Raw genomic sequence first — 20,535 nt, 5'->3', positions numbered from 1 at the left:
GGGAAATATGATATGGAACTTTCTCGTTATTCTTGGCGGCTTCAACCCGATGAAAAACTGAAACAATTTATCAGTGATGACATTGCCATCAAAATTGTGTCGGAAGATTGGGAGCTTCAGCAATATTATCACTTGCGCGAAGTTACCTTTCGCGATGAACAAAAAATATTGAAAGAAGATCGTGACGAATATGATGTTAAGGCATTAGGTATTGTTGCCATTGAGAAAGCGCCCGGTCAGCGCGATCGTGTCATTGGTGCCGTACGCATTTTCCCCGTTGATGATCAAACGTGGTATGGCGGGCGTTTATGTGTCGAGCCTCGCTATCGGCGCCACCATACGATTGGGAAAGCGTTAATCAATGCGGCGGTATCAACGGCCAAGGACTTGGGTTGCCGTACTTTTTTAGCCACAGTGCAAAGTCAAAATGAACATTATTTCCAAAGGTTGGGTTGGCATAGTTTGCAGCTGCTCACTGTCGCCAACATCCCGCATGTGTTGATGCAGGCACAGATTGAAAATTATCCATTGCCGTATATCCCGATGCAAAACCATATGCAGGAGGAGGCATGACAATGGAACTCAATACATTGCTGGATATATTGAAGAACACTCCGGCCATGCGCTCCAAACAGGCGATTAATCCCTGTGTTTCAGTCAATTCAATTGCAAAAAATGCCATTCCAGCCAATACAAGGTGTCATGCTGATGCACAGGATTGGAAGAGTTTGTATGCCTGCCCCGGGGATGATACGGCGGCGCTGCCGTTAAATGATCAATATGTATTGCACGCCTGTGAGGGTATGTTGCCAAGTTTTGTCGCCAATCATCCCTATTTTGCCGGGTGGTCAGCGGTGATGGCGAATATCAGTGATATTGCTGCGATGGGAGGCCGAGCGTTGTCAGTGGTAAACAGTATTTGGCACATCAACAGTGAGCAGGCCCAATGGATCATGCAAGGTATACAAGATGCCTGTCGTGCCTATAGCGTGCCATTGGTCGGCGGGCATACTAACCTCGATGCGGCCTATCAACCCGCTTTGTCAGTTGCAATTCAGGGTACAGCGCAAAAATTGCTCTCAGTGTTGCATGTCAAACCACAACAAAAAATCCTGATTGCTTTAAATCTGCAAGGACAATTCCATCCCAATACCACTTATTGGAAATGCTTTGAGCATGTCTCTGACCGCGTTTTACAGTCGCAAATTGCCTTGTTGCCGCAATTAGCGGAAGCCAATCTGGCTTATGCAGCCCGTGATATCAGTAATGCTGGCATTTTAGGCAGTTTGTTGATGTTGCTTGAAGCTACAGCGTCAGGAGCTCATATCAGCCTGGATGCCATTCCCAAACCTAATGGTGTGGATTGGTCTAGATGGCTGCAAATTTTTCCCAGCTTTGGGTTTTTACTGACGGCCAATGCCGATAACTGTCAAGAAATTATCACGTTGTTTCACCGTCAGGGCATTACCTGCGCCGTGGTGGGCGAAACCAATGCCAGTAGTGCCGTTACGGTACAGCAACAACAACAGAAAAGCCTATTTTGGGATTTTAACAACCAACTATTTACCGGTTTTTGTTATGCCGATGCCTTGAAATCGCAGCAGGAGTCTATGTTATGCCCAGTGTGAATTTTACTGTGAAGTGGCCCAATGGGGAACAGATTCAATATTACTCCCCTTCAACCGTGATTTATGAATATTTGTCCATGCATAAAAGTTACCCAAGCATATTGTTTTTGCAGCAGGTTGAAGAGGGTTTGCATGCCGCCTCGGAAAGAGTGCGGATACGTTATGGCTTTGCCTGTAGTTCGGCCATGGACAGCCTGACACTGATCAAACACCAAGCCAAACACTTCGAACTCACCCCCGAAGATCAAATTACAGTGATTGAAATGACAAAAAATGAGAGGGAAGTTCTATGATTACTAGCCAAAATCAAGTATTGCTGCCAAATTATGATGTGGTCATTGTGGGGGGCGGTCAGGCAGGTTTATGCATCAGCCACTATTTGCAAAAATCAGGTATTGAACATGTGGTGTTGGAAAAAGAACCCGAGTTGACCCATAGCTGGCGCCGTAAACGTTGGGATAATTTTACGTTAGTAACACCGAATTGGCAGTGTTTGTTACCTGAACATCCTTATCAAAAACAAGATCCCGACGGGTTTATGAAAAAAAACGAAATTGTGGAATATCTTGATGAGTTTATTGAAAAACTCAATCCACCTGCCATGTTAAATATTCAGGTTGAACATGTGGAAAAAGTGGCGGCACAACAGTTTATCATCAAAACAAATCATGGCACTACTACAGCCAAGCAGCTTGTCGTCGCCGCCGGCGGGTATCATACCCCGATTTACCCCAGATTAAGTGATGATTTACCTGAGCATATAAAAGTCATGCATTCGGAAGAATATTTAAATGTGGATCAACTGCCTGAAGGAGCCGTGTTGGTGGTAGGTTCGGGGCAGTCTGGAGCACAAATTGCCGAAGATTTACACTTGGCAGGCAAGAAAGTCTATTTATCAACCGGTGATGCGCCGCGCTGTGCCCGCTTCTATCGCGGCAAAGATGTGGTGAAGTGGCTGTTTGATATGGGCCATTACAAAATGACGGCAAAAGATCATCGCTATAGTGAAAAAGTCCGTGACAGTACCAACCACTATGTGACAGGACGTGATGGCGGGCATGATATTGACCTGCGTAAATTTGCCTTAGAAGGCATGCAGTTGCTTGGGCGTTTTGATGACTATAAAGAGGGGCAACTCTGGTTCAGGCCAGATTTATCAGAAAACCTGAGCCGTGCTGATGCGACGTATAACCGGATTAATGCCTCTATTGATGAATATTTAGAGAAAAACAATATTGCGACTGAAGAACCGGCATCGGTATATCAGCCTGTTTGGGAGCCAGAACAAGAAATCCTCCATATTGATTTGGCAAAAGAAAATATTACTTCGGTGATTTGGTGTATCGGTTTTAAACCGGATTATTCATGGATTGATTTGGCTATTTTTCAGGACAATGGTTATCCCAAACATGACAGAGGCATCACCATTGATCCGGATGTTACGTTTATTGGTTTACCTTGGCTACATACATGGGGTTCCGGGCGATTTTTGGGGATCGATCAGGATGCGGCCTATGTAGTCCGGCATATTGCACAAAACCTCAGACGACAAACTAATCATAATAAACAAATTGCCGAAATGGCGGAGTGATCTTCCCCCTCCCCCGACATACTTTTGGCTGCCGTTTGGCAGATGCCGGATAAAATAAACGGTTACAAGCAAAATGCCTGTAACCGTCTCACCCAGAAGATCTGGCTGTTTCAGCGATTATTTGCTGGTATCCAGTTCAGGAAAACCTTTCACCACATCATCGATGGCTTTCATCTGCATCAAGAATGGTTCCAGTTTATCCAGCGGTAGCGCTGATGGGCCATCACATTTCGCATTTTCTGGATCTGGATGCGCTTCAAGGAACAGGCCGGCGATACCCACAGCCATTCCTGAACGAGCCAATTCAGCAACTTGAGCGCGGCGACCGCCTGAAGCTGCCCCGAATGGGTCACGGCATTGCAAAGAGTGAGTCACGTCGAAAATAACTGGAGCGCCACCGGTAGCTTGTTTCATAACACCAAAGCCCAGCATATCAACAACCAGATTGTCATAACCAAAGTTACTGCCGCGATCACACAGAATTACCTGTTCGTTGCCGCCTTCCTTAAATTTTTCAACAATATTGCCCATTTGGCCCGGACTGACAAATTGAGGTTTTTTGATGTTAATCACTGCCCCTGTTTTTGCCATCGCTTCAACCAAATCAGTCTGACGCGCGAGGAAAGCCGGAAGCTGAATCACATCAACCACATCAGCAACAGGCTGAGCCTGCGCAGTTTCATGCACATCCGTGATGATTTTCACGCCAAAAGTTTGTTTCAGCTCCTGAAAAATCTTCATGCCTTCTTCCAAGCCTGGCCCACGGTAAGAGTTGATGGAAGAACGGTTAGCCTTATCAAAAGACGCTTTGAAAACATAAGGAATGCCCAGTTTTTGTGTTACGGTCACATAATGTTCACAAATACGCATGGCCAAATCCCGTGATTCAAGGACATTCATACCGCCAAACAGTACAAAAGGCAGATCATTTGCGACCTTGATGTCACCAATGTTAACCACTTTCTGTTGCATACTTATACCTTCTCTTGTTAAGGGCAAATAAATTTGCTGTATCCATAAAAATAAAAAACTGTACCCATTAAAAAGTCTGGGAAGCAGAGAAATGCTATCTCGTCATTATGGCCAGAGAAAATGTTCAGTGAAGAACAACCGTTCTCTGATCAATGGTGTTAATCTGCATTTTTATCATTTCTGAGATGGGATCTTCAGGACAGTGCTCCACAAAATAACTCAAATCCGAAACAGCAATATGATTGCAATCAAGCTGCGCATAAATCAGCCCTCGGTCGCGGATTTCGTACGGGTCATCAGGATCAAACATCAGCACGATTTCACTGGCTTTAAGCGCCAGTTCCATTTTTTTCTCTTCCATCAGAGAAACTTTAATAGTGTCAGTGATCTTGCGCACGATACTAATGTTATCTGCTTCTTGTAAGTCTTTACTTTCCAAGCGAACAGTTGGGCCGATATTGCCTTTCAACCAAACATCAAGTACATGTTCATTGAGCGTATCGCCATTCATTGGGTTAATGAACCATGTTGATTCATTGTCCAAATCAACTCGCAAAATAAGCTGGGTCGGGAATATTACAGGCTGTACCGGCAATGCCAGTGTCTGGGCAATATGTGCAAAGAGAGTTCCAAGCGCTACAGGTGCACCTTGGCGTGAGTTCAATACCCTATCCAGCCACAATGTATCAGATAAGCAGTAAACCCCATTTGCTCCACCAAACTTCCATTCCCAATAAAAAAGTGTCAATAACGACTGTATTTTTGCTTTTATATCAGCAACTGAGGAAAGCCTCTGCTCGGCTTCTTCAATCAATGCAGTCAGTTGTTCTGTAACCAATACTTGAGGGAAATCGGGACGAATCGCCTGTGTTACTAGAATAATTCCGTCTATCAGGGAAGCATTATTAAATTCATAATTAGCTATGGGTTTCATTTTTATTCCATCGACCTACCGTGATACGTTCGTTACCACCATAATCCTGAAAAGTTTCTATCTGCCGATAACCTTTCTCCAAAAATAGGTTTCTGACAACGATTCCCTGTTTCCAGCCATGCTCCAACAATAACCACCCGTTTGGTAATAAAAAATGGCGAGCTTGCTCCACAATTAATTGCAAATCTGCCAGGCCATTTTGTGCGGCAATTAATGCAGTGGCCGGTTCAAACCTGACATCTCCTTCGTACAGATGAGGATCAGACTCATCAATATACGGAGGATTGCTGACAATCATATCAAATTGTTGTTGCCCCAACGCTGCAAACCACTCACTTTGTAAAAAATTCACATTGTGGAAAGATAACTTTTCTGCGTTTTTTTTAGCATTGTGTTGTGCCAATGTCACTGCATCAGGATTAATGTCAACGCCTGTTACATAGCAATCATGCCGCTCACTGGCAAGCGCCAGCGCAATTGCCCCTGTTCCTGTTCCGAGATCCAAGATTCGGGCCTGTACGTCAGGCAACAATTCCAGAGCCTTCTCAACCAAACATTCAGTGTCTGGACGTGGAATAAGCGTTGCCGGTGAAACAGCAAGCGGTAGTGACCAAAACTCACGTTCCCCAACAATATAAGCAATCGGTTCGCCCTTAATCCGGCGAGCCAGCGCATCACCAAGTTGGTGAACCTCATCCGCTGAAATCAGCGTTTCATTGAATGCTATCAAATAGGTTCGTGAACGCCCTGTCACGTATTGCAGCAGAATTTCTGCATCACGCTTGGGGCTGTCACTCTCGGTTAATTGCGCAGTTGCATACTGGAGCCAATGTTGATAATTCATCAATCCTGCTCTGATAATGCAGATAGCTGGTCGGCTTGATATTCAGTAATGATAGGCTGAATAAGCATATCCAGTTTGCCTTCCATGACTTCGTCAAGGCGGTATAAGGTTAAGTTGATGCGGTGATCCGTAACGCGCCCCTGCGGGAAATTATACGTACGGTTACGATCAGAACGGTCTCCAGAACCCAGCAGATTACGACGCTCAGAAGCTTCTGCTTCCTGACGTTTTTGCATTTCTGCGGCGCGAATACGGGCGCCGAGCACAGACATCGCTTTTGCTTTGTTTTTGTGCTGGGAACGTTCATCCTGGCATTCAACGACGATACCGGTTGGAAGGTGAGTAATTCGAATTGCAGAATCGGTGGTATTGACGTGCTGTCCGCCAGCACCTGAAGAGCGGTAAGTATCAATTTTCAGGTCACCAGGGCTGATTTCCGGCAGCTCTGCTTCCGGTATTTCTGGCAGGATAGCGACAGTACAGGCGGAAGTATGAATACGGCCTTGTGATTCGGTTTCAGGCACTCGCTGAACTCGATGGCCGCCTGATTCAAATTTTAAATGCCCGTAAACCTGATCCCCGGAAATTTTTGCGATTACCTCTTTATATCCACCATGTTCACCATCATTGCTGCTCATGATTTCAACTTTCCAGCGGCGGGATTCTGCATAACGGCTGTACATGCGGAATAAATCCCCGGCAAATATGGCGGCTTCATCCCCACCCGTTCCAGCACGAACTTCCAAGAAACAGTTACGCTCATCATCGGGATCTTTTGGTAACAGCAATAATTGAAGCTGTTGCTCCAATTCCTCATTACGAATTCTTGCGTCTTTGAGTTCTTCCTGCGCCATTTCCTTCATTTCGGGATCATCAAGCATCATCTCTGCTGTTTCAATGTCATCCTGAACGCCTTTCCAGGCTTTAAAACAGTTCGTCACATCGGTAAGTTGAGCATATTCTTTCGATAATGCACGAAAACGTTCTTGATCAGCGATGACTCCGGCATCCCCGAGGTGAGCCAATACTTCTTCATGGCGTTCTTGCAATGCTTCCAATTTAGCGACAATAGAAGGCTTCATTCGTAATATCAGACCTTATTTAGAATAGGGTTAGTTGTGCTCCAGCCCAAGGCTGTCACGTAATAGATTCAGGCGTTCCAAATCACCATCACTGGCAGCCTGTTGGAGTGATTTTGTTGGTGTATGGATCAGACGATTGGTCAATTGGTGGCTCAATTGGTTAATGATCTGTTCAGCATCAGCACCCTGCTTTATGGACATCAATGCTTTTGCTGTCATTTCAGCCCTGATTTTCTCTGCCTGTTCCCGATATTCGCGAATTGTATTGACGGCACCCTGAGAACGCAACCAATCCATGAAATGGCCGCTCTCTTGTTGCACAATCCCTTCTGCTACAACCGCCGCAGCTTTGCGCTGGGCTAGGTTTTGCTGAATGATGGCCTGTAAATCATCCACGCTGTACAGATAAACATCACTCAATTTTTCAACATCAGGCTCAATATCACGGGGAACAGCAATATCAATCAGCAGCATCGGTTGATTCCGGCGTAATTTCAATGCCCGCTCCACCATTCCCTTACCAATAATCGGCAACGGACTGGCGGTAGAGCTGATCACAATATCCGCTTCTGCCAATCGGGTATCAATGTCCGGCAGAGAAATAACCTCAGCATTCACTTCATTGGCAAGAGCCTGTGCCCGTTCTTTTGTACGGTTGGCAATCATCATGTGGCGCACACCGTGTTCTTTGAGATGACGTGCCACCAGTTCGATAGTTTCCCCTGCTCCCACCAGCAGGATGCTCAATTTGGAGAGGGATTCAAAAATTTGCCGGGCCAGCGTACAGGCAGCAAAAGCAACGGAAACCGCATTTGCCCCGATATCCGTTTCAGTTCTGACTCGTTTGGCCACCGAGAACGATTTTTGGAACAAACGCTCCAATTCCCCTGACAGGGATTGATAATTTTGCGATTCAGCAAAGGCTTTTTTCACCTGCCCCAAAATCTGCGGTTCGCCCAAGATTAAAGAATCCAACCCGCTTGCAACACGCATCAGGTGGCTGACAGCATCATTATCCAAGTGCCAATAGAGGCTGGATTGCAGATCTTCAGGATTGAGCTGATGATAGCCACATAGCCAATCAATCAGTTGTTCTTTAAAATTATCCTGTTGCTCAACGCTGAGATAGAGCTCTGTACGGTTGCAGGTTGACAGCACGACGCCACCCCGCACCAGCGGTTGCCGGAGCAAGTCATCAAGAGCAAGCCCTAACGTTTCGGGAGAAAAGGCTACCCGCTCACGTAGAGAAACAGGTGCTGTATTGTGGTTGATACCAAGTGCTAATAAAGTCATTTTAACTGCGTTGAGTTATCACAGGGATCAAATTCATGATGATATTAATAACTATTCTCATAAACTCACACCCTTCATAAGGACTCCCAATAGCTGGGCATTTTACTTGATGCATCAGTTCAATAAAAGCCGAACGAACCATTATCAGTAATTTATTCGAGAATTTTTGGCAAATTTTCGCTAAATTAGCTCCTTGATTATAGACTTTGATGGCAAGTTGCATATCCAGTCGATTTCAAGTTTCAAACACTCCTATTGCCAAGGGCTATTGTATGAAGATATCCGCGTTTTTTCGCTTGCTTCCCCTTTCCGCTGTTTTATTGACCGCCTGTACAGTGACTCAACCCCCTGTCGGTACGGGATCAGCGGACAGCCCACAATGGCATGCGCGTGAGCAACAACTAAAAAAAATGGAACATTATCAAACAAGGGGCTCGTTCGCTTATCTGGGCAATGATAAAAAAGTGTATGCGCGCTTTTTCTGGCAACAATATTCACCTGATGATTATAAGTTACTGTTATTGAATCCCCTAGGTACGACAGAGTTAGAGTTATTCGTCGAACAAAACATGATCCGGCTCACCGACAGTGAGGGTAAAAAATATCGCAGTGACAATCCTGAATCATTAATTTACCAACTTACTGATATGCACATTCCATTGGATAACCTGAAAAATTGGATTATTGGCTTACCTGGGAACGCCAAAAATTTCCAACTGGATGCAAACTATTTGCTCAAATCCGTCAGTGATAGAAAAAATGGTGAAGTTTGGCAGGTAAATTATCAGGGATATGATACTTCAACAGCTCCAACCTTGCCCAATCGGCTGGAACTTACCCAAGGAAAGAATCGCATCAAATTAAAAATGGATAACTGGACGACGCAATAATGACTTTAACCTGGCCTTCACCGGCAAAATTGAATTTATTTTTGTATATCACGGGCCAACGTCCCGATGGCTACCACGAACTGCAAACTCTGTTCCAATTTCTCGATTATGGTGACAAAATCACCATTTCACCTAGGCAGGATAACCAAATTCACCTGCTGACTCCCGTTACAGGCGTTGCCCATGATGATAATTTGATCGTGCAGGCCGCCCGATTATTGCAAGCGCATTTATTACAAAAACGCACGCAGCAGGATCACAATAACGCCCGCCGACCCGGCATTGAATATCTGGGAGCCGATATTCACATTGATAAATGTCTGCCAATGGGTGGAGGCTTAGGTGGAGGTTCTTCCAACGCGGCAACGGTGTTGGTTGCCCTGAATCATCACTGGCAAGCCAATCTATCCGATGACGAATTGGCACAACTTGGTGTCAGCCTCGGTGCAGACGTTCCCGTATTTGTCAAAGGGCATGCTGCTTTTGCTGAAGGAATAGGCGAAAAACTCCAACCCGCCTCACCGGAAGAAAAATGGTTTCTGGTTGCACACCCCGGAATTGAGATTTCAACCCCGATGATCTTCACAGATCCTGAATTAAAAAGAGATTCTCCAATTCGTGCTCTGCCCGCATTATTAAAGGCACCATTTGCAAATGATTGTGAACCAATCGCAAGAAAACGTTTTCGTGAGGTTGAACAGCTTCTTTTATGGCTGTTACAATACACCCCGTCACGCCTGACCGGAACTGGTGCATGTGTTTTCGGCGAGTTCGAAACAGAGGCATCAGCCCGTAAGGTGTTAAATCAAGCCCCAGAGTGGATGCAGGGCTTTGTTGCGCGTGGCGTCAACATTTCACCTTTGCATACATTCCGCTCTGGGATAACCGTGTTATTGAACCAATGAGCAAGGTTTGTTCAATTGGTCAACAATATCTCTCTGGACGCAAGCCTGAGGTTTTTCTCGTGCCCGATATGAAGCTTTTTGCTGGTAATGCCACACCTGAACTAGCACAACGTGTTGCCAACCGCCTGTACACTAGCCTGGGAGACGCTGCCGTCGGTCGTTTTAGCGATGGTGAAGTCAGTGTTCAAATCAATGAAAATGTACGCGGTGGTGATGTTTTCATCATCCAGTCCACCTGTGCACCAACTAACGACAACTTGATGGAATTAGTCGTTATGGTTGATGCTTTACGTCGCGCATCTGCCGGCCGTATAACTGCGGTTATTCCTTACTTCGGTTATGCCCGTCAAGATCGCCGAGTCCGTTCAGCACGTGTGCCAATCACCGCTAAAGTTGTCGCAGACTTTTTGTCCAGTGTTGGTGTAGACCGTGTTCTCACCGTTGATCTGCATGCCGAGCAGATCCAAGGCTTCTTTGATGTTCCGGTTGATAATGTGTTTGGTAGCCCAATTCTTCTGGAAGATATGCTCCAGAAAGGTCTGGAAAACCCGATTGTTGTCTCTCCGGATATCGGTGGAGTCGTTCGTGCCCGTGCAATTGCCAAACTGCTGAATGATACAGATATGGCCATCATTGATAAACGCCGCCCACGTGCGAACGTTTCTCAGGTTATGCACATCATCGGTGACGTTGCTGGCCGTGATTGCGTTCTGGTTGATGATATGATCGACACAGGTGGTACGTTGTGCAAAGCAGCTGAGGCATTGAAAGAGCGCGGAGCGAAGCGGGTGTTTGCCTATGCAACCCACCCTATCTTCTCTGGCAATGCAGTTGAAAACATCAAGAACTCAGTGATCGATGAATTTATTGTGTGTGACACAATTCCTCTGTCTGATGAGATCAAGGCATTGAACAAAGTTCGTACTTTAACACTGTCTGGCATGCTTGCTGAAGCTATTCGCCGTATCAGCAATGAAGAGTCTATCTCCGCGATGTTTGAGCACTAATGATTGGGTTTTAGTGCAAGTATTAAGCACAAACTTATTCAAGTGATTAAATAAATCATTGCCTGAAAAACCCCGTTGTTGCATTTGCACAGCGGGGTTTTTCTGTTTATTTAATCGCTTTCATTAATAGCTAAGTCCGTAATTAATAACAAATATAACTATTACTCATACATAAATAATCATTTATATCAATAACTTGATTAAAGTTAAGTGAATTTTTCCCACTATAATAAATTGATTGCGTTATAAACAAATAAAAATTCATATTCAACAAGCACAACAATTCATCTGGTACGTCCAGTCACCGAATTCTCCAACAATACTGGTGTCATCCAAAGGTTGCTGCTAACCTGTCGCGCAATAAAAACAGCTGGGTACTATTTCATTTAGTTACAATGAAGTATCGATAGATAAATATTATTTCCAGTCTAAAAAAATAAATTTTACTTATAGACAAACTATCAATACCTGAGTTTTCAGGTAGGGCTTCTTTTGACCTGAATTTAGCTATGGTTAATTTTTATCAGATTAGTATTTTTGGAGGTGTTTTTAAAAATGTATGTATTTACAGCACATTGAATATAAAAAACTCAAATCAATATGGACGATTTCTGACAGCTGACCATACATAATCGAGGACAGTTCTTATCAAGATGTTCACTGTCTGACATAAATTTATTCCAACTATTTAATACATCAGCACCTCCGGCTTAATCAAAGATGAAGTCGCCGGACGTTTTACTTTAACAGACGATTGCTGGTTAATTTAAAAACTACTATTTAAGGAGAATGCCAATGAAAAAGGCATCTTTATTCACACCTGCACTGTTAGCGCTTTCAATCAATGCAATTTTTATTGGCAATGCTTATGCCGATGATTGTGTCTTTAACAACGTTGTAGGTTTTGGTGATAGTTTAAGCGATACTGGAAATAATGATGGCGCGGTTTATACAACAGATGGTAAAAAAAACAAATTGTATAATCAACTTATCTCATGTAATGAGTTAAAACCATCCCAAAATGGCGGCACCAACTTTGCTGTGGGCGGCGCTACGGCTGATGGCACAAAAACACAAGTCAGTGACTACTTAAAATCCCATAACAATCGTGCTAATCCTAACGGCACATACATTCATTGGGTTGGTGGCAACGATCTTGCCGCAGCCTTAATGGCCGGTGCTACAAAAAGCGCAGAAACTAATGATCCAGAAGAAGGAAGAAAAGTTGCCCAAGGTATGACTTTGAGCAGCGCGATGGAAGCATCCAGCCAAATTAACTCTCTCGTTCATGCCGGAGCAGGCTTAATTATTGCTCCTACCGTTCCTGATGTCGGCACTACACCTAGATTATTAGAATTTGTGCTTAATGGGGCGTTAAAACAAGCAGGTGTATCTGACTCAGATATCGGCAATATCTTACAAAAAATTCATACAGACATTAACAAAGAAACTATCCCTAGTGATACTTTCCGTGAGCTAGGGATTAAAAAAGTTTTCCATGAATTAGCTACACAGGCAAAAGATCACGGCGTAGAAATCCCACCTGAGCAAATTGAAAAGATGCTCAATGACAAGTATGCAGAAGCCAGTCAAGGTGGTTCAAATCTTACAGACCTCTATAACAGCACAGTAGATAGAGAAATTAGCAAGAGCAACGGCAATATTTTGCGTGCTGATATCAATGGATTATTGCGTGAAGTCATTGCCAATCCTCTGATTTATGGCATCGACAATACATTGGGCTATGCCTGTGGTGCTGGTGTAACCGCCGATAAATGCTCCAAAGATGATGCAACCTTCACAAAAGACAAGGAATTTTTATTCTCCGATAATTTTCACCCAGCGCCATTGGGACATAAGTTCATTGCTCAATACATTACTTCAATTGGCATTGCTCCATCACAGGTAATGGTTCTGAACCAAGTTAACCGCGCCCCAGTGAAAAGCGCCCTCTCTTCACTTGACGGCCATTTGCAACAATTGCGCAATGGCGGCAATGAACAAGGCAAAATCGGTGTCTTTGGTGGATATACCGGCAGCAAGAACGCAACCTTTACCCTTGGCAGTGATTATCAATTGATTGATAACCTGCTGTTGGGTGCGATGTACTCCAACTATAAGGATGAGAGTACTCCTGTGGCTGACTTCTCTTATGAAGGGCGTGGTCATGTGTTTGCCGCTTATGGGCTGTGGAACTATTACAACAACGGTTGGCTGAGCGGCGATGTGCATTATTCTCGCATCAATTATGGTCTGACCCGTTCTATCAAGCTGGGTGAGGGTCTTCGTATGGCGAACCTCAGAGAAACAGGTTCTACCGCTGGTAAGCAGTTGGGAGCACGCATCACTGCAGGATGGGACATCCCAGTCACCCGCTATCTGACCACCAGCCCAATCATTCAGTATGCATGGGATAAAGGTGAAATTGATGGTTACCATGAATCCGGCAGCAATAGCACTTCCATGCATTTCGGTAACCAAAAATATACCTCTAAAGTTGGTACACTGGGTTGGCGTGTGGATACGAAGTTAGGTCGCTTCAATCCTTATGCTGCGGTTCAATTCAATCATCAGTTTGATGATGCCCGTTACAAATTGAGCGGTGCCATTAATTCCTCCGCGACATCTTTTTCGCAAACAGGTGACAAACAAAGCCGCGACTGGCGTCAATATACCGTCGGCGTAAATGCAAACTTCACCAATAAATTACGTGGATTTGCTTCTGTTACCCGCAATGATGGTAATGCTCAAGACCCTAACTACAATATTAGCCTCGGAATCAATGCCAGCTTCTAATTTGTTGAGCTTTTATAATTCATTGATATAAAAGCATCAAAAATTAGCACGCTCAATCAAAAACGCAAGGCAAGCACCTTTGGTGTCCTTGCGTTTTTATTTTCCCTCGTTCAACACTCATACAAATATACGAGCGTTACCATTACGTTGAGTATCCATATACGTCATCCAAAGTAGTATCAAGCTGAAACCATAAAAATCAGCACTTCGCCAAAGAGAATAAATAACTATTATCTCTATTAATTCAATAGGTTGAGGTGAGTTATTGTACCAAGGTATTGTGCTGACGTGGAAATACTAAGCTATTTCTTTGGAGAATGACGATGAAAAAAACGCATCTTGTACTCTCAACTACAACAGCATTTTTATTGAGTTTCGTTTCCAATACCCATGCTTATGATAATGTTTATGTGTTTGGCGACAGTTTAAGCGATGGTGGAAATTTAGGCAGATTTACAACAGATGGAAAAGAATCTGAACTCTATGATGAATATATAGCCCAGAAAATTACGAACAAAAAATTAATACCATCCAAAAATGGTGGAACTAATTATGCTATAGCAGGTTCAACAGCCAATGACTCAGAGGGATCAAAGCATCAATTCATTACAACCCAAAAGCAGCTCAATAAATATTTTGCTTCGTACGCTAACAAAGCTGACCCCAATAGCCTGTATATCCACTGGGTCGGGGGTAATGACGTCGCCGATGCTTTAGTTTTCTTTTCAAAAGGAGAGAAAAAAACAGCACAACAAATCATCGACAATGGTTCTACATCTGCTGCCTCACAAGTCCGTCAGCTCATTAAAGCAGGTGCAGGTCTGGTCATTGTGCCTAATGTTCCTGATGTGGGTACAACACCCAAAATATTAGAAAGTGTGCTGAAAGGTGCATTAGAAAAAAACAAGATCCCCCCCGAAAAAATCAAACAAATTCTGGAAAAAACCCGCGAAGCAATTAACAAATACCCTACCCCTAATCCTGCGATCCGGAACAAAATTCTAAACGGTGTTTTCGAGAAAATCGCAGAAAATGCAGCGCCTACAGATCCAAACAAAGCCAAAGAAATTTACCAAAAATTGCTCAATGCCTATGAGCAAAACAGCAAATTGGGCTCCCAATTTTCAGAAGAGTTTAACCACAAAGAAGATAAATTACTCGGTAACGGCAATATCCTGCGGGCGGATGCCAACCGCCTCCTGATGGAAGTAATCAAAAATCCATTTATTTATGGTATCACCAACACCCTCGGTTATGCCTGCCCACAAGGTCAACTTGCCATGATGTGCCACTCTTCCAACCCCAATTTTGATAAAAAACAATCATTCTTATTCTCTGATAATTTCCATCCAACACCAGATGCCCATAAAATCGTTGGTCAGTACATTATGTCCATCTATTACGCGCCATATCTGGTGATGACATTGAATCAAATCAACCGGGCGCCTACTAACAATACGCTGTCTTTACTTGACGGGCACCTGCAACAACTGCGAAATAGTCGCAATCCACAAGGGAAAATTGGTGTCTTTGGCGGTTACACAGGCAACCGCGATGACACCTTTACATTGGGCAGCGATTATCAACTGACTGATAATTTATTATTAGGATTGACTATCTCACGTGCTCAAACGGAAAGAAATGCAGCACCTCATTTCAGCTATGCCGCAAACAGTCACGTTATGACAGCCTATGCACTGTGGAACTATAATGACAAAGGCTGGCTGAGCAGCGATATTCATTATTCACACACCAACTACGATTACCTGTCACGCGCCATTCGGCTTGGGCAAACCACACGCAGAGAATTTGGCTCAACCAGTGGTAAACAGTGGGGTTGGAGAATAACAACTGGCTGGAATATACCTGTCACCAACTATCTGAGCACCAGCCCGATAATTCAGTATGCTTGGGATCAAGGGGATGTTGATGGATATCGCGAAGCCGGAGACAACAGCACTTCAATGCATTTTGGTTCCCAACACTATAATTCAAGAGTAGGCTCTGTAGGCTGGCGCGTGGATACACAATTGGGTCGCGTCAATCCTTATGCCTCAATTTTGCTCACTCATAAATTTAACGGTGAAGATTATGCACTGCGCAGCGCCATAAATTCCACCAGAACCTCTTTTGTTCAAAAAGAAAGAATAAACGATAAAAATTATGTCCAATATACCGTGGGCGTTAATGCTAATTTCACCAATAATTTTCGGGCATTTGCGGCTGTATCACATGAACAAAACAATAATTTCCCGGATAATAACTATAATGTTAATTTAGGTTTTAATTTCAGTTTTTAAATGATTTATTAAAAATGGAATAAAAAAGAAAAGACATAGCAAAAAGAATAAGAATATAGAGAAAAATACATACAAGGCGGTAGTATTATTACCGCCTTGCAGATAAGTTAACTAGATTATTAACATTTATACATTTCATGGGTGCTTGTGTTTTTTACGACGATAGCGTTCATCATAATTCCTCAACCACCAATATCTATCAGTAACCCCTTCCCGTCCACCAACACTGGCGCCAACCAGCCAAATCAATGCGCCAACAAACAATCCCATTAATGCTATGCTTGTCAGTAACTCAGACACTCCCAAGTTAAAAATATGGCTCAACAATACATAGGACAAACTGATAAACATCGTCGCCATTCCCAATCCCATGAGAATGTTACCAAAAATAAGCGCTTTTTTACGTCTCATAGCCAACCTCCAATACTTTTTGCGAACGCAATTTATAAATTTAACGAACTCAAAAGCACGAAAGCAGATATCTCCTTTGAATTAATTATAGCCTTATTTTTTAGAATGTTATTGCGTAACTGATCACAGTTCGTTCAACTTCAGATCTAATTATTTACATTCTGTGGAATTAATATTTATTAAGCAACTATATTTATCTCCGATGGCATGCCCGATGAGTTTACATCCACGCACGACACGCAGCATTACACATAATGCAGCACTTCAATATAAAGCTCAGGGCAGCAACCAGTAGACCGCTCGACAAGGATGCAAATGATATAGAAGATCATGAAAAATATAGATAACAATGAAAAACACAAGAACTTTGTACTCAAGCCCTGAGATGGGTAAACTACTCACCTTTTTTATTTTATTGCCAATAAGCGAACCCAAACTGTGAGTAACATAAAATTAATCGTTGGCCTGGCAAACCCTGGGGCCGAATATGCTCAGACCAGACATAATGCCGGAGCATGGTTTGTCGATTTGTTAGCACAACGCCATAACCAGCCCCTAAAAGAAGAAAGCAAATTTTTTGGTTATACCGCCCGGATTAATATCAATGGGCAAGATATCCGCCTGCTGGTGCCAACAACTTTCATGAATGCCAGCGGCAAATCTGTTCTGGCTCTTGCTGGGTTTTACCGCATCCAACCAGACGAAATACTGGTCGCACATGATGAATTGGATCTTCCCCCTGGCGTCGCAAAAATGAAATTGGGTGGAAGCAATGGAGGCCATAACGGCTTAAAAGATATCCAAAGCAAGTTTAGCAATAACCCTAACTTTCACCGCCTGCGCATTGGTATTGGCCATCCGGGGGATAAAAGTAAAGTTGTGGGCTTTGTTCTGGGCAAGCCACCAGCCAGTGAACAAAAACTGATTGACGATGCTATTGATGAGGCATTGCGTTGTACAGACATTATTATTAAAGATGGCATGAATAAAGCAATCAATCGGTTACATGCATTTAAAGCCAGCGCCTGACCGGGAGTGCGTGGCGCACAGAGCTATTGCGTGTATAATAGCGCCAATTTTGTATAACTCACTGACAGGCATATTGCCCGTTGGTTTATAAGTGATCTAAGGTGATAAATTTATGGGATTCAAATGCGGTATCGTTGGCCTGCCTAACGTTGGGAAATCTACATTATTCAATGCGCTGACAAAAGCAGGTATCGAAGCAGCAAACTTCCCGTTCTGCACTATCGAACCAAACACAGGCGTTGTGCCAATGCCGGACTCACGTCTTGACCAATTGGCTGAGATTGTTAAACCACAACGTATATTGCCCACTACCATGGAATTTGTGGACATTGCGGGTCTGGTAAAAGGTGCATCAAAAGGTGAAGGCCTGGGCAACCAATTTCTGACTAACATCCGTGAAACAGAAGCCATCGGCCATGTTGTGCGTTGCTTTGAAAACGACAACATTGTCCACGTTTCCGGCCAAGTTGATCCAGCGGCTGATATTGACATTATCAACACAGAACTGGCACTGTCGGATTTGGATACTTGCGAGCGCGCTATCCATCGTATCCAGAAGAAAGCGAAAGGTGGTGATAAAGAGGCCAAGGCTGAACTGGAGGTTTTGGAAAAGTGCCTGCCTCACCTTGAACAAGCTGGTATGCTGCGGGCTTTAGACCTGAGTACAGAAGAAAAAGCGGCCATCCGTTATCTTAGCTTCCTGACCTTGAAACCAACCATGTACATCGCCAATGTCAATGAAGATGGTTTCGAGAATAATCCACACCTTGATACTGTTCGCGCGATTGCAGCAGCAGAAGGTTCTGTCGTTGTACCTGTTTGTGCAGCAATTGAAGCAGATATTGCAGAGCTGGAAGATGCTGACCGTGAAGAATTCATGGCTGAACTGGGTCTGGAAGAGCCGGGCCTGAACCGTGTTATTCGTGCCGGCTACCAGCTATTGAACCTACAAACTTACTTCACTGCGGGTGTTAAAGAAGTTCGTGCCTGGACTATCCCGGTAGGTGCAACCGCACCACAGGCCGCCGGCAAAATTCACACTGATTTTGAAAAAGGTTTTATTCGCGCCCAAACCATCGCATTTGAAGATTTTATCACTTATAAAGGTGAGCAAGGCGCAAAAGAAGCTGGAAAAATGCGAGCAGAAGGGAAAGATTATATTGTTAAAGATGGCGATGTAATGAACTTCTTGTTTAACGTTTAAATAGTTTCTGCTCACTTCAAGAAACGCCATAAAATCCACGCAATCGCGTGGATTTTTACTTTTTCGTTGTATGTCAGCCATAGGCTGGTATGTTTAAATGGCGAATATGGTCCCTAATAAACGTCATCATCTCTCCCCCAAAATATTTTCCCCTTTGGGGCAACTTTCTATGGAAGGTAACTGGCTTAAACGCCATTGTGCAATTAGGAATAATCGGTATTTTTATATTACAACTGAATAAATATTGTAAAGTTGTTATCAGATGCGTTAAAAACTATTCTGAATAAACATGAAGGAGTTTCTAACCGTGAAATTCAATCTAAGCCTGCTATCTGTAACAAGCATCATTCTTTGCCTACCATTTTCCAGCATCGCAAATACCCACGCTGATAAAGACGTGATAGCAGATCCACTGACGCAATGCTATAACCAAATCGGTGATGCCCCTCGAACTGCAATACAGGGATGTCTCACCTCTAAACTAACCGCTGCCGATAGCGCAATGACTAAAGCGGTACGCGACAATAAAACAAATCTTGAACAAACAGGTTCTTCAGCAACAAAAACCGCTATCGCCTCACTCAAAAAATCACAGAAAGATTTCTTGAGGTTCCGGGAAAGTGAGTGCCAGCGACAATCTGACGCGATATTAGGTGGCAGTGGTTCCGGCGATGTTTTTCTTTCCTGCAAGGTTGAATTAACATATTCACGTGTCAAATCGCTTCAGAAAGAATAACGGCTACATCAGTGAAATAGCTGACTCCTGAATTCTTGTTACATCAATCCACTTCGGTATCATAAGAGTTACTTACGCAATAAGACGCAAAATGCCGGAGTGGAACTAATTCCTTTATATAAATGGATCTCTTTCAGATACCATACTGACGTTAACGGTACCACTATTTTTTGTCCTGTATGCTTACTGTACACTGAGTGCAGGGATCATTTTGGATAAGAAAATATGAAGGATAAAAAGGCTACACCTACAGCTCATGATGCCACATTCAAAAAATTCATGGCTCAGATCGAGAATGCCCGTGACTTTTTTGACATTCATCTGCCCGAGAAGATTAAGAAACTTTGTGATTTTAATACGTTAGCTCTGACTAACTCGTCATTCATTGATCGTCAACTACGCTCAAGAATGTCTGATGTGCTCTATTCAGTGAAAACACAACAAGGTGACGGGTATATTTATGTCCTTGTTGAACACCAGTCAACACCGGATAAAATGATAGCATGGCGCATGATGCACTACGCGTTTATGGCGATGAATCAACATTTGCAACAAGGTCATAAGGCATTGCCACTGGTTGTGCCCGTTTTGTTTTACCACGGTGACACCAGCCCTTACCCTTTTCAGCAGTGCTGGACGCAGTGTTTTTCATTACCTAGCCTGGCGGAAGAGATTTATTTCAATGCCTTTCCTCTCGTTGATGTGACCGTGATTGATGATAACGAACTGATCAATCATCGTAAGATCGCGATAATGGAACTGGCAATGAAACATAAAAACCTGCGTGAAGGCATCAAAGCTGTAACTACGCTATTGGCACAGGTTCTTAAAGACAATTATAATAGTGACAATGATGTTGTTACTATTCTCAACTACCTGTTTGTCATAATGGATTCGCCCCATTTTGAACAGG

The 20,535-nt window shown here is 43.6% G+C and carries 19 protein-coding genes; 13 read left to right on the top strand and 6 right to left on the bottom strand.

What is annotated here, in order from left to right:
- Positions 1 to 12: 12 nt before the first annotated feature.
- The 4 genes from FE392_RS08600 to FE392_RS08585 are packed head-to-tail and all read left to right on the top strand — an operon-like array spanning position 13 to position 3,219.
- Positions 13 to 573 carry an MSMEG_0567/Sll0786 family nitrogen starvation N-acetyltransferase gene (locus FE392_RS08600; protein WP_319929820.1) on the top strand — a complete coding sequence of 187 codons (561 nt, stop codon included), beginning with the start codon at positions 13 to 15 and terminating at the stop codon, positions 571 to 573.
- Positions 570 to 1,628, top strand: coding sequence for a sll0787 family AIR synthase-like protein (locus tag FE392_RS08595; protein ID WP_319929819.1), 1,059 nt, complete (start codon positions 570 to 572; stop codon positions 1,626 to 1,628). The genes FE392_RS08600 and FE392_RS08595 overlap by 4 nt, the downstream gene beginning before the upstream one ends.
- Positions 1,616 to 1,921 (top strand): MSMEG_0570 family nitrogen starvation response protein, encoded by a 306-nt coding sequence (locus FE392_RS08590; protein WP_319929818.1) that lies wholly within the window; start codon positions 1,616 to 1,618, stop codon positions 1,919 to 1,921. Before FE392_RS08595 ends, FE392_RS08590 begins: the two co-directional genes overlap by 13 nt.
- Positions 1,918 to 3,219 (top strand): MSMEG_0569 family flavin-dependent oxidoreductase, encoded by a 1,302-nt coding sequence (locus FE392_RS08585; protein WP_319929817.1) that lies wholly within the window; start codon positions 1,918 to 1,920, stop codon positions 3,217 to 3,219. Before FE392_RS08590 ends, FE392_RS08585 begins: the two co-directional genes overlap by 4 nt.
- Before the next feature lie 117 nt (positions 3,220 to 3,336).
- Here FE392_RS08585 and kdsA read toward each other — a convergent pair whose 3' ends face one another.
- The 5 genes from kdsA to hemA form a co-directional block, all read right to left on the bottom strand.
- Positions 3,337 to 4,191, bottom strand: a complete 855-nt coding sequence (gene kdsA / locus FE392_RS08580) for a 3-deoxy-8-phosphooctulonate synthase (RefSeq protein WP_319929816.1) — start codon at positions 4,189 to 4,191, stop codon at positions 3,337 to 3,339.
- 124 nt (positions 4,192 to 4,315) lie between these two features.
- Complete coding sequence (sirB1, locus tag FE392_RS08575) at positions 4,316 to 5,125, bottom strand: invasion regulator SirB1 (protein ID WP_319929815.1); 810 nt, start codon at positions 5,123 to 5,125, stop codon at positions 4,316 to 4,318.
- Positions 5,109 to 5,969 (bottom strand): peptide chain release factor N(5)-glutamine methyltransferase, encoded by an 861-nt coding sequence (gene prmC / locus FE392_RS08570; protein ID WP_319929814.1) that lies wholly within the window; start codon positions 5,967 to 5,969, stop codon positions 5,109 to 5,111. The genes sirB1 and prmC overlap by 17 nt, the downstream gene beginning before the upstream one ends.
- On the bottom strand, positions 5,969 to 7,051 hold the full coding sequence (prfA, locus tag FE392_RS08565; protein ID WP_319929813.1) for a peptide chain release factor 1: 1,083 nt from the start codon (positions 7,049 to 7,051) through the stop codon (positions 5,969 to 5,971). Before prfA ends, prmC begins: the two co-directional genes overlap by 1 nt.
- 30 nt (positions 7,052 to 7,081) lie before the next feature.
- Positions 7,082 to 8,344 (bottom strand): glutamyl-tRNA reductase, encoded by a 1,263-nt coding sequence (gene hemA, locus FE392_RS08560; protein ID WP_319929812.1) that lies wholly within the window; start codon positions 8,342 to 8,344, stop codon positions 7,082 to 7,084.
- 272 nt (positions 8,345 to 8,616) lie between these two features.
- On the opposite strand from hemA, the gene lolB reads away from it, so the two are divergent.
- The 5 genes from lolB to FE392_RS08535 all read left to right on the top strand — a co-directional run bounded on the left by lolB (position 8,617) and on the right by FE392_RS08535 (position 16,242).
- A complete protein-coding gene (lolB, locus tag FE392_RS08555; protein ID WP_319929811.1) occupies positions 8,617 to 9,234 on the top strand; it encodes a lipoprotein insertase outer membrane protein LolB in 618 nt (205 codons plus the stop codon).
- Positions 9,234 to 10,139: a 4-(cytidine 5'-diphospho)-2-C-methyl-D-erythritol kinase gene (gene ispE, locus FE392_RS08550; protein WP_319929810.1), complete on the top strand. Its 906-nt coding sequence runs from the start codon at positions 9,234 to 9,236 to the stop codon at positions 10,137 to 10,139. The genes lolB and ispE overlap by 1 nt, the downstream gene beginning before the upstream one ends.
- A gap of 59 nt (positions 10,140 to 10,198) precedes the next feature.
- A complete protein-coding gene (gene prs, locus FE392_RS08545; protein WP_139204099.1) occupies positions 10,199 to 11,146 on the top strand; it encodes a ribose-phosphate diphosphokinase in 948 nt (315 codons plus the stop codon).
- Positions 11,147 to 11,941: 795 nt separating this feature from the next.
- Complete coding sequence (locus FE392_RS08540) at positions 11,942 to 13,942, top strand: autotransporter outer membrane beta-barrel domain-containing protein (RefSeq protein WP_319929809.1); 2,001 nt, start codon at positions 11,942 to 11,944, stop codon at positions 13,940 to 13,942.
- Between the two features lie 323 nt (positions 13,943 to 14,265).
- The gene (locus tag FE392_RS08535; RefSeq protein ID WP_319929808.1) at positions 14,266 to 16,242 is read left to right on the top strand and encodes an autotransporter domain-containing protein; all 1,977 of its coding nucleotides are present in this window, start codon (positions 14,266 to 14,268) and stop codon (positions 16,240 to 16,242) included.
- A 135-nt stretch (positions 16,243 to 16,377) separates the two neighbouring features.
- Here FE392_RS08535 and ychH read toward each other — a convergent pair whose 3' ends face one another.
- Positions 16,378 to 16,653 (bottom strand): stress-induced protein YchH, encoded by a 276-nt coding sequence (gene ychH, locus FE392_RS08530; protein ID WP_319929807.1) that lies wholly within the window; start codon positions 16,651 to 16,653, stop codon positions 16,378 to 16,380.
- Positions 16,654 to 17,091: 438 nt separating this feature from the next.
- Between ychH and pth the strand changes: the two genes are divergently transcribed.
- The 4 genes from pth to FE392_RS08510 form a co-directional block, all read left to right on the top strand.
- Positions 17,092 to 17,682 carry an aminoacyl-tRNA hydrolase gene (pth, locus tag FE392_RS08525; protein WP_319929806.1) on the top strand — a complete coding sequence of 197 codons (591 nt, stop codon included), beginning with the start codon at positions 17,092 to 17,094 and terminating at the stop codon, positions 17,680 to 17,682.
- Between the two features lie 112 nt (positions 17,683 to 17,794).
- Positions 17,795 to 18,886, top strand: coding sequence for a redox-regulated ATPase YchF (gene ychF / locus FE392_RS08520; protein ID WP_319929805.1), 1,092 nt, complete (start codon positions 17,795 to 17,797; stop codon positions 18,884 to 18,886).
- Between the two features lie 307 nt (positions 18,887 to 19,193).
- The gene (gene umoC, locus FE392_RS08515; RefSeq protein WP_319929804.1) at positions 19,194 to 19,622 is read left to right on the top strand and encodes a UmoC family flagellar biogenesis regulator; all 429 of its coding nucleotides are present in this window, start codon (positions 19,194 to 19,196) and stop codon (positions 19,620 to 19,622) included.
- 225 nt (positions 19,623 to 19,847) lie between these two features.
- A partial coding sequence (locus FE392_RS08510; RefSeq protein ID WP_319929803.1) for an Rpn family recombination-promoting nuclease/putative transposase occupies positions 19,848 to 20,535 on the top strand: 688 nt, incomplete at its 3' end.

Source organism: Xenorhabdus santafensis, assembly GCF_033949405.1.
Taxonomy (GTDB): Bacteria; Pseudomonadota; Gammaproteobacteria; order Enterobacterales; family Enterobacteriaceae; genus Xenorhabdus; species Xenorhabdus santafensis.
This window is presented reverse-complemented; position numbering and strand designations above follow the sequence as displayed.

Excerpts from the sequence above, each read along its gene's own strand:
- hemA (WP_319929812.1), bottom strand. The coding sequence starts at position 8,344 with ATGACTTTATTAGCACTTGGTATCAACCACAATACAGCACCTGTTTCT.
- sirB1 (WP_319929815.1), bottom strand. The coding sequence starts at position 5,125 with ATGAAACCCATAGCTAATTATGAATTTAATAATGCTTCCCTGATAGAC.
- FE392_RS08600 (WP_319929820.1), top strand. The coding sequence starts at position 13 with ATGGAACTTTCTCGTTATTCTTGGCGGCTTCAACCCGATGAAAAACTG.
- FE392_RS08585 (WP_319929817.1), top strand. The coding sequence starts at position 1,918 with ATGATTACTAGCCAAAATCAAGTATTGCTGCCAAATTATGATGTGGTC.
- ispE (WP_319929810.1), top strand. The coding sequence starts at position 9,234 with ATGACTTTAACCTGGCCTTCACCGGCAAAATTGAATTTATTTTTGTAT.
- ychH (WP_319929807.1), bottom strand. The coding sequence starts at position 16,653 with ATGAGACGTAAAAAAGCGCTTATTTTTGGTAACATTCTCATGGGATTG.
- FE392_RS08595 (WP_319929819.1), top strand. The coding sequence starts at position 570 with ATGACAATGGAACTCAATACATTGCTGGATATATTGAAGAACACTCCG.
- ychF (WP_319929805.1), top strand. The coding sequence starts at position 17,795 with ATGGGATTCAAATGCGGTATCGTTGGCCTGCCTAACGTTGGGAAATCT.
- lolB (WP_319929811.1), top strand. The coding sequence starts at position 8,617 with ATGAAGATATCCGCGTTTTTTCGCTTGCTTCCCCTTTCCGCTGTTTTA.
- FE392_RS08540 (WP_319929809.1), top strand. The coding sequence starts at position 11,942 with ATGAAAAAGGCATCTTTATTCACACCTGCACTGTTAGCGCTTTCAATC.
- kdsA (WP_319929816.1), bottom strand. The coding sequence starts at position 4,191 with ATGCAACAGAAAGTGGTTAACATTGGTGACATCAAGGTCGCAAATGAT.
- prfA (WP_319929813.1), bottom strand. The coding sequence starts at position 7,051 with ATGAAGCCTTCTATTGTCGCTAAATTGGAAGCATTGCAAGAACGCCAT.
- prmC (WP_319929814.1), bottom strand. The coding sequence starts at position 5,969 with ATGAATTATCAACATTGGCTCCAGTATGCAACTGCGCAATTAACCGAG.
- FE392_RS08535 (WP_319929808.1), top strand. The coding sequence starts at position 14,266 with ATGAAAAAAACGCATCTTGTACTCTCAACTACAACAGCATTTTTATTG.
- FE392_RS08590 (WP_319929818.1), top strand. The coding sequence starts at position 1,616 with ATGCCCAGTGTGAATTTTACTGTGAAGTGGCCCAATGGGGAACAGATT.